The organism is Nisaea sp. (assembly GCF_017640745.1).
Classification (GTDB): Bacteria; Pseudomonadota; Alphaproteobacteria; order Thalassobaculales; family Thalassobaculaceae; genus Nisaea.
This window is the reverse complement of record NZ_JAEPQA010000035.1, coordinates 23212-32216: the sequence shown is the minus strand read 5'-3', so window position 1 is coordinate 32216 and position 9005 is coordinate 23212. Positions and strand designations below refer to the sequence as shown.

Annotated in this window: 7 protein-coding genes; 2 read left to right on the top strand and 5 right to left on the bottom strand. The window is 66.0% G+C overall.

Features of this window, described 5'->3' with window-relative positions:
* The 4 genes from JJ959_RS21375 to JJ959_RS19065 form a co-directional block, all read right to left on the bottom strand.
* Positions 1–1630 (bottom strand): aminotransferase class I/II-fold pyridoxal phosphate-dependent enzyme (locus tag JJ959_RS21375; protein ID WP_366817088.1); only part of this gene is annotated, 1630 nt, incomplete at its 3' end.
* A 2-nt stretch (positions 1631–1632) separates the two neighbouring features.
* Positions 1633–2430 carry an enoyl-CoA hydratase gene (locus JJ959_RS19075; RefSeq protein WP_292887324.1) on the bottom strand — a complete coding sequence of 266 codons (798 nt, stop codon included), beginning with the start codon at positions 2428–2430 and terminating at the stop codon, positions 1633–1635.
* Positions 2431–2503: 73 nt separating this feature from the next.
* Entirely contained in the window at positions 2504–3898 is a 1395-nt protein-coding gene (locus tag JJ959_RS19070) for a multicopper oxidase family protein (RefSeq protein ID WP_292887322.1), read from the bottom strand.
* A gap of 55 nt (positions 3899–3953) precedes the next feature.
* The gene (locus tag JJ959_RS19065; protein ID WP_292887319.1) at positions 3954–4892 is read right to left on the bottom strand and encodes an AEC family transporter; all 939 of its coding nucleotides are present in this window, start codon (positions 4890–4892) and stop codon (positions 3954–3956) included.
* Positions 4893–4967: 75 nt separating this feature from the next.
* Between JJ959_RS19065 and JJ959_RS19060 the strand changes: the two genes are divergently transcribed.
* Positions 4968–6326, top strand: coding sequence for an MATE family efflux transporter (locus JJ959_RS19060; RefSeq protein WP_292887316.1), 1359 nt, complete (start codon positions 4968–4970; stop codon positions 6324–6326).
* A gap of 93 nt (positions 6327–6419) precedes the next feature.
* Positions 6420–7226, top strand: a complete 807-nt coding sequence (locus JJ959_RS19055) for an alpha/beta hydrolase (protein ID WP_292887313.1) — start codon at positions 6420–6422, stop codon at positions 7224–7226.
* Here JJ959_RS19055 and JJ959_RS19050 read toward each other — a convergent pair.
* On the bottom strand, positions 7201–8922 hold the full coding sequence (locus JJ959_RS19050; RefSeq protein ID WP_292887311.1) for a SulP family inorganic anion transporter: 1722 nt from the start codon (positions 8920–8922) through the stop codon (positions 7201–7203). The genes JJ959_RS19055 and JJ959_RS19050 overlap by 26 nt on opposite strands.
* Between the last annotated feature and the right edge of the window lie 83 nt (positions 8923–9005).

Genomic DNA, 9005 nt, shown 5'->3' with positions numbered 1-9005 from the left:
CGCCCTCGACGAAGCGCTGGCCGGCTTCGTAGCCGCCCTTGACCCCGAAGGTGAAGACGGAGCCCGCGCCGCCCGGCAGGTATTTCTGCGCCAGCTTGTGATAGCGGCTGCCCGGGAGCCCGGCATAGGAGACCCAGGAGACCGCCGGATGGGCGTCGAGGAAGGTCGCGACCTTCACCGCGTTGGAGACATGCCGCTCCATGCGCAGCGGCAGGGTCTCGATGCCGGTGATGGTGAGGTAGGCGTTCATCGGTGCCATGGTCGGGCCGAGATCGCGCAGGCCCACCGCGTGGCCGTAGGTGGTGAAGGCGAGGTCGCCGAAGCTCTCCCAGAAGGAGATGCCGTGATAGGCGGGCTCGGGTTCTGCAAGCGACGGGAACTTGTCGTTCTGGCCCCAGTCGAATTTGCCCGAGTCCACCACGGCCCCGCCCATGGCGTTGCCATGGCCGGAGAGGAACTTGGTGGTCGAATGCACGACGAGGTCCGCGCCGTGCTCGATCGGGCGGCAGAGATACGGCGTCGCCATGGTGTTGTCGATGATCAGCGGTACACCGGCGCCGTGCGCGATTTCAGCCAGTGCCGCGATGTCGCTGATCACGCCGCCCGGATTGGCGAGGGACTCGGCGAAAAGCGCCTTGCATTTGGGGTCGTCGACCGCTTTGCGGACGGCGTCCAGATCGTCGACATCGACGAACGTGCAGTTCCAGCCGAACTTCTTGAAGGTCTTGCCGAACTGGGTGATCGAGCCGCCATAGAGCCTTGTCGATGCGACGAGGAAGTCGCCCGGCTGCATCAGAGGGAAGAGGGCGAGCATCTGCGCCGAATGGCCGGACGCCGTGCAGGTCGTGCCGCGGCCCCCCTCGAGGCTGGCGATGCGCTCCTCCAGCACCGCCGTCGTCGGGTTGGAGAGGCGGGAATAGATGTTGCCGAAGGTCTGCAGGTTGAAGAGCGACGCGGCGTGGTCCGCACCATCGAAGACATAGGCTGTGGTCTGGTAGATCGGCGTCGAGCGCGCGCCCGTGGTCGGATCCGGCGCGGCGCCGGCATGGATCGCGCGGGTCTCGAAGCCGGCGCGCTTCTGCGGCGCGGCTTTCGGGTTTTCCGCTTCCTCGGCGCCCGGCGTGCCGACGGCACGGCGCTTGGAGGAGATCACGTTCGAGTCGAAACCGTGCCAGGAGAGCTCGCCGTAGAGCCGGGAGAACTCGATCTTCGGGCAGCGGTTCATCACCACCTTCAGTCCGGCCTTCTCGGCGGCTTCGGCGCCTTCGTCGTTGCGCACGCCAAGCTGCATCCAGACCACCTTGGCGCCGATCTCGACCGCTTCCACGGCGATCGGCCCGGCGGCCTCGGAATTGCGGAAGATGTCGACCATGTCGATCTCGAAGGGAATGTCCTTCAGCGACGCATAGACCTTCTCGCCGAGGATCTCCTCGCCGGCGAGGCCGGGATTGACCGGCACGATCCTGTAGCCCTTGCCCTGCAGGTATTTCGCCATGAAATAGCTCGGCCGGGTCCATTTCTGGCTCGCGCCGACGACGGCGATGGTGCGGACCGAGGAAAGGATCTCCTTGATGTAGCTGTCCGGATAATTGTCGTGATCGATCCGGCGCGGCGTCTCGCTCTCGGCCATGCTTATTCCCCCGTCCATTTCGGGCTGCGTTTCTCGATGAAGGCGTCGATGCCCTCGGCGGCGTCGCGGGCCTGCATATTCTCGACCATCACCTTGCTGGTGTATTCATAGGCCTCGCCTAGCGGCATCTCGAGCTGGCGGTAGAAGGCCGCCTTGCCGGTCTTCAGCACCAGCGGCGATTTGGATGCGATCTTCCCAGCCATCTCGGCGACGGCATTGTCGAGTTCGGCCTCCGGCACCGCCTTGTTGATCAGCCCATGCTGGATCGCGGTCTCCGCGTCGATCATCTCGCCGGTCAGCAGCATTTCCATCACCTGCTTGCGCGGCACGGCGCGGGAGACGGCGACCATCGGGGTCGAGCAGAACAGGCCGATATTGACGCCGGGCGTGCCGAAGCGGGTGTTCTCGGCGGCGATTGCAAGGTCGGCGGTGGCGACGAGCTGGCAGCCGGCGGCCGTTGCGATACCGTGGACGCGAGCGATCACCGGCTGGGGCAGATGGGTGATGGTCAGCATCAGCTTCGAGCAGGCGGCGAAGACCTGTTCGTGAAAGGCGGAGTCTGTGCGCGAGCGCATTTCGCGCAGATCGTGCCCTGCGCAGAACCCCTTTCCGGCCCCGCCGAGCACCACGACCTTGACGCTCCGGTCCGACGCGATCGCGTCGAGCTCCTCCTGCAGCGCGGCCATCAGGCCGAGCGAGAGCGCGTTGTAGGCGCGCGGCCGGTTCAGCGTCAGATGCGCGATCCCGTCCGCGTCTCTGCGCAGTACGAGGGCGCTGTCGAGTTCTTCCGCGACGGACATGCTTTCCTCCCGATCGGCTCGGTTCCGAATTCTGCCAGGCACACTAACGCCGGACACGCCCGAGGAACAGATCTCAGGCGACGCGAATCCAGGTCATCATGCCGGAGGCCGAATGCTCGACCATGTGGCAATGCAGCAGCCAGTTCCCCGGATTGTCCGCGACGAAGGCGATCTCGAAACTCTCTTCCGCCTGCATCAGAGTCGTGTCGCGCCATGCGCCGAGCGTGCCGTCCTCCAGCACCTTGCGGAAGTGATAGCCATGCAGGTGCATCGCATGCGGCCAGCCGGTCCGGTTCTCGATCCTGATCCTGACCGTCTCCCCAAGTGCGGCAGAGATCAGCGGCTCTTCCGGCATGTCGGCGCGGCCGTTGAAGGCCCAGACCTTGCCCTGCTGAACGAGGCTGCGCATGTCCATCGAGCGGCCGCCCATCATCGCGCCCATCATTCCGCCCATGGCGCCGCCTTCCATCAGGAGTTCGGCGCGCCGCGCCGTCTTCAGCGGACCCACCTGGGCCATCGGGTTCGGCGGGAGCGGGGCGGCGGGCTCTTTGCGGCGCGCCGCCGAACTCTCCGTCAGTTCGAAGGTGGCGATAGCGTAGCTCCCGTTGCGCTCGTGCGAGACGATGGAGGCTTCGGTTTCGCCGGTCACGTCGACGATCAGATCGACGCGCTGGGCCGGCGCCATGACGAAGCGTCCGGCGCGTTGCGGCGTCTCGAGCGGCTGGCCGTCGAGCGCGACGATCCATCCATCGAGCCCGGCAAGAGAGAGGCTGAAGATCCGGGCATTGGCGACATTGACAAGCCGGAGGCGGAGGCGTTCGTTCCGCTTCGCGGTAGATTTCCAGTAGCCGTCGCCGTTCACCGTGATCCAGTTGCCGATCCGGCCGCCATGCGACCAGTCATGCATGGCGCCCAGATTTTCCGCGATCTCGGCTTTCTCCGTCAGCCGCCAGTCGTCGATCAGCAGCACCTCGTCGCGGTCGACGTCCGGAGCGTCGGGCTCTTCGACGATCAGCGCGCCGTAAAGGCCGCGGGCGAGCTGTTCCCAGGTCCGGTTATGCGGGTGGTACCAGTAGGTTCCGGCATCCGGCGCAGTGAAGCCATAGTCAAAAGAGTCTCCCGGAGCCACGGCGGCTTGCGTCAGCTCCGGCACGCCGTCCATCGCATTGTCGATACGGATGCCGTGCCAATGCACGGTGGAGGGCTGCGGCAGGCTGTTCAGGAAGCGGCGGTCGACACGCGCTCCCTGTTTGACCCTGATCGTCGGTCCGGGAACGCCGCCGTCATAGCCCCAGATCGGTGTCGGCTGGTATTCAGCGGGTGCGAGCCGCGCCGTTCCCGTCCGCGCTTCGAGCGTCTCCGGAACGGAGGCGAAAACACGGCCCGGGAAGGCGCAACCCGCCGCAGCCAGACCGGCGGCGCCGGCCGTTCCCAGAAACGCGCGTCTTGAAAGATCCCGCACCTGCATTGCTCTCCTCCGATGCGCCGGTCGTCACGCCGGCCTTTCAGGCAAGGATATGGTGCTAGCGCACGCCGAGGAAATGCAGAACGAACGCAACCGTGCCGAAAGAAAGAAAGGTCGAGACCAGAATCGAGGTCGCGGCCGCCGGTGTCCCTGAATTGTAGCGGTCGGCAAAGAGATAGACATTCACCCCGACCGGCAGGGCGGCGACGATCACCGCAACGTCGCGCCAGAGCGGCTCCATGCTGAAGACGTGAGTGGCGAGGATATAGGTGAGCGCCGGGAAGGCCACGAGCTTCAGGGCGCTGCCGACCAGAGCTTCCCAGATCGCGCCGCGCAGCCGGTAGCGGGCGAGCGAGGCGCCCATGGCGAAGACGGCGCAGGGCAGGGCGGCACGGCCCATGAATCCGGTGATTTCCTCGAGCGGCTTCGGCAGGGGCAGCGAGAAGATGTTCCAGGCAAGGCCGCAAAGCAGGCCGATCAGGAGCGGATTGGTCAGCAGGCTCTTCACAATCGCCCAGGGAATGCCGACGAGTGTCCCCTTCTGCCCGCGGCTGCCCTCCACCAGGATCGTGATTACGGCGAAGAACTGCCAGGAATGGAAGGCGATGATCAGGAAGACCGGCAGCGTTCCCGCATCGCCGAAGGTGGTGAGGATGAGCGGAATGCCGAGCATCACCGTGTTGCCGAAGGCGCCTGTCATCCCTGCCAACGAAGCATGAGCGAAGTCCCGCCTGAACCACCACAATGAGATCAGCATGCCGAGCAGCCAGACCGCGTAGCCGGCGCCGAAGAAGGAGATCAGGAACTCCCATTCGATCGGGTCCGGCAGGGTCTGCCGGGCCATGGTGTGGAACAGCATCGGGGGAATGGCGAAGTTGAAGACGAACTTCGAGAGATTGTCGACCGCCGCTTCCGGGAACCAGCCGAGGCGCGCGGCGCCATAGGCGATGAAAACGGTGCCGAAGACCGGCAGGACGATGTCGATGAGGATTTCCATGGCAGGCCCGGGAAGGGAAGATCAGGTGACGGGAAGACTTCGGATGCCCTCTTCGATAACCGAAAATTCTCCGCGATGACAGAAGCGGTATCCGCAGCGGCGGCACAGCCGCATCCGTTGCTCGACGGCCCGATCGCGCGCAAGCTGGTCAAGCTCGCACTGCCGGGGCTGCTCGGCGGGCTGATGCAATCCTTCCTCTATGTCGCCGACGGGCGCTTCGTCGGCACCCTCGGCCCGCTCGCGCTGGCGGGCGTGGCGCTGGTCTTCCCGCTCTTCGCCCTCTCGGTGATGCTCTCGGCCGGTGCCGTCGGCGGCGCCGTGGTCGCGGCGACGGCACGGGCGCTCGGCGCCAGGGATCAAGAGAGTGCGGGCGCATTGGTCCGCACCGCCCTGATCCTCGCTCTCCTCGGCGGCGGTATCAGCGCGCTGGTGGTCTGGCTCTTCGGCCCGGCCTTTTTCCGCCTGCTCGGCGGAGAGGGCGAGGTGCTGGCGACGGCGGTCGCCTATGCGGGCGTGCTCTTCCCCGGCATCGTGATCGTCTGGGTCTTCAACATGCTGGCGAGCCTGCAGCGCGGGGCGGGGGAGATGCGCCGCCCGGCCATCGCGCTTGGCATCGCCGCGACGGTGCATATCCTCTCCGCGCTGGTGCTGGTGACGGGCAAGGGGCCTTTCCCCTCGCTCGGCATCACCGGCGCCGCGCTCTCGCTTCTGATCGGCTATGTGGCAGGCAGCCTCTATCTCGCCTGGCGGCTCTTCGGTGCGACGCGTCCGGCCTGGGTGCAGCTCGCGGGACCGGTCGACTGGGGCCAGGTCTGGCGCGTCGGACGGCGCGGCTCCTTCGCCGGCGTGCAGTCGGTGCTGACCATCGCCATGGCCCTCGTCGTCACCGCCTACATGGCGCGGATCGGCCCGAAGGCGCTCGCCGGGTACGGCATCGGCGTCCGCCTCGAGCTCGTGATCATCCCGGTGATCTTCGCCTTCGGCAGCGCCTGCATCGCCATGGCGGGGGTCAGCCTCGGCGCCGGGCAGCGGGCGCGGGCGCTCCGGGTCTCCTGGACCGGCAGCGCCTTTGCGGCAAGCTTCGTCGGCCTGATCGGCTGTTTCCTCGCCGTGTTCCCGGCGCTCTGGAGCGGGCTCTTCACGTCCGATGCCGAGATCGCCGCAGCGACAGCGCACTACCTGAAATTCGTCGGTCCGGCCTACACTTTTTTCGGCCTCGGTCTTTGCCTCTATTTCGCCAGCCAGGCGCTGAACAGCCTGGTCTGGCCGGTCACCGGCGCCGGCCTCCGGCTCGCCATCCTGCTCGGTGGCGGGATTGTTCTGCTGGACGATAGCGTTGACAGCAAAACGGTCTTTCTCCTCGTCGCCGCAGCGATGACGGCTTACGGGCTGTTCAATGCATTGACGCTCCGCTTCGGTCCATGGCGGAACTGACGCGAAGACACTTGTGCAACCTTGGCGGTTGGCGCGAGCGCGCCGCTGGTTCAATACTTCGGGCAATAACGAAAGACGGATGGGAGGAAAATCATGGCCAGTCTGGAAATCAGTCCCGGCAATCATCTCTATTACGAATACGAGGCGCCGGGTGCGAAGGGGCAGACCTTTGTCTTCGTCAACGCGCTGACCGGCAATACCGGCATGTGGCAGGTTGAGGCGATCGGCCCGGCCCTGAGCGCGGCCGGGTACGGGACGCTGGTCTATAATTTCCGCGGGCAGGCGGAGAGCGCCTTCACGCCGGGAACGGATCTCGGGCCGCTGACGATCGTTGACGACCTGAAGCGCGTCATTGATGCCGTCGCCCCGCCGCGCCCAATTCTTGTCGGGCTCTCCATCGGCGGTCTCTTCGCCGCTCAAGCCTATCTGAAAGGCGCCGCTGCCGCCGGGCTTGTGCTGATCAACACGCTGCGCAAGCCGAACCTCCGCCTCGAATGGATCAATGCCGCCATGGTGCGCATGGCCGCGGCCGGCGGCAGCCAGCTCATCATGGAGGCGAACCTGCCGATGCTGGTCAACCCGGAGCAGCTCGCAAAGATGCGGCCGAACCTGCTGAAGGGCGACTATCAGCCGATGAAGGACGGGGAAGGGCTCTACGAACTGATGAAGCGTTCGGTGACGACCGACTGGGACTTTCCCTACGAGAAACTCGCCGTCCCGGTGCTGCTGATGACCGGCACCCACGATCGGGTGTTCCGCATAGAAGAGGACATTGCCGAGCTGGAGGCGCGCATTCCGTCAAGCTCGCATATCGTCTTCACCGACGCCGGCCATCTCATTCCCGCGGAACGGCCGGAACGGTTCGGAAAAGAGCTTATGGCGTTTGCCGCGCAGCTCTAGCGGTCCGGACCGCGGCATCGATGCTCGCCTCGTAATGCACCAGGGGCGGTCTGAGCCCCTGGGCGGAAAGATCGCGCCGGGATTCTGCCGTCGTTCCGGTGAGGTAGACTGTCACGCCCTTGCGTTCCGCTTTGTGTGCCAGGACGTCGATGGTGTTGGCCGCGGTTGAATCGAGGAACGGCACCGCGGAGAAATCGATCACCAGGGCCCGGTGCGTATCGGCGATACGATCGAGCACCGAGCCGATCGAGGCGGCGGCACCGAAGAAGAACACGCCCGAGATCCGGTAGATCACGATATCCGGATCGTTTTCCCGCTCCTCCTCGTAGGGATGACGCCCACCTTCGGCCTCGTCGGCCGTGTCCTCGGCGACGAACGGCCGCTGGGTCTCGATCGCGGTGGTCTTGGACATCCGGTGAATGAAGAGCACGGATCCGAGCGCGAAGCCGACGATGATCGCCTCCGTGAGGTCGCGGAAGACGGTGAGGAAGAAGGTCGCGAGCAGCACCGCGGCATCGCCGCGCGACGCTCGGATCAGGTTCGCGAAGGCGTGCTTCTCGACCATGTTCCAGGCGACCAGCGCGAGCACGCCGGCGAGGCTGGCGAGCGGGATGTACCCGGCGAGCGGCGCCGCGATCAGCACGAAGCCGAGCAGGAAGAGCGAGTGCATCATGCCGGAAATCGGCCCGTGCGCCCCGGCGCGCACGTTGGTCGCTGTCCGGGCAATGGTGCCGGTGACACAGATCCCGGAGAAGAGCCCGGAGGCGACGTTTGCGATCCCCTGGGCCACCAGTTCGCAGTTCGAGCGGTGCCGCCGTCCGGTCATGCCGTCGGCGACGACGGCAGAGAGCAGGGACTCGATCGAACCGAGCAGGGCGAAGGCGACGGCGTTGGGCAGCACCGCCTGGATTTTCGCGAGATCGAACTCCGGAAGCGAGGGCAGCGGGATGCTGCTGGGCACACCGCCGAATTTGGAGGCGATGGTCGCGACCGGCAGGTCGAGCAGGGTGGTGACGATGGCGGCCCCGGCGACGGCGATCAGCATGCCCGGCCAATGCGGCCTGAAGCGTTTCAGCCCGGCGATGACAAGGATCGTCGCGCCGGCGAGTAAAATGGTTGCGGGATCGGCCGTCGGCAGGTCGGTCCAGAGAGCCGGGAGTTTTTCCAGCAGCGGCCCCGGTTCCGGCGCGGAGAGGGTGAGGCCGAGCAGTTCCTTGATCTGGCTCGCGAAGATGATGACGGCGATGCCGGCAGTGAAGCCGACCGTGACCGGATAGGGAATGAACTTGATATAGGTACCGAGCTGCAGCAGCCCGATTGCGGCGAGCATCAGGCCGGAGAGCATGGTGGCGAGGATCAGTCCGTCCATGCCGTGCGCCTGCACCGTCGCCGCGACCAGCACGATGAAGGCACCTGCGGGCCCGCCGATCTGGAACCGGCTGCCGCCAAGGGCTGAGACGAGGAAGCCGCCGAAGATTGCGGTGTAGAGCCCCTGCGCCGGTGTGGCGCCGGAGGCGATGGCAATGGCCATGGAGAGCGGCAGGGCGACGATGGCGACGGTGAGCCCGGCCATGGCGTCGGCGCGCAGGTTGGCGAGGCCGTAGCCCTCGCGGAGCACTGTCACCAGCTTAGGGGTGAAAGCCTCGCTGAAGGACGGCCCGCTCTCGGTGGGCGAGGGAACGGAACTGCTGGTCATGCGGTCGAACGGGCCGGCAATGGAGTGACGCCGGTTCCAATGTTGAGTGTCCCCGAATCAAAGCAAAAAAGGCCGGGAATGTC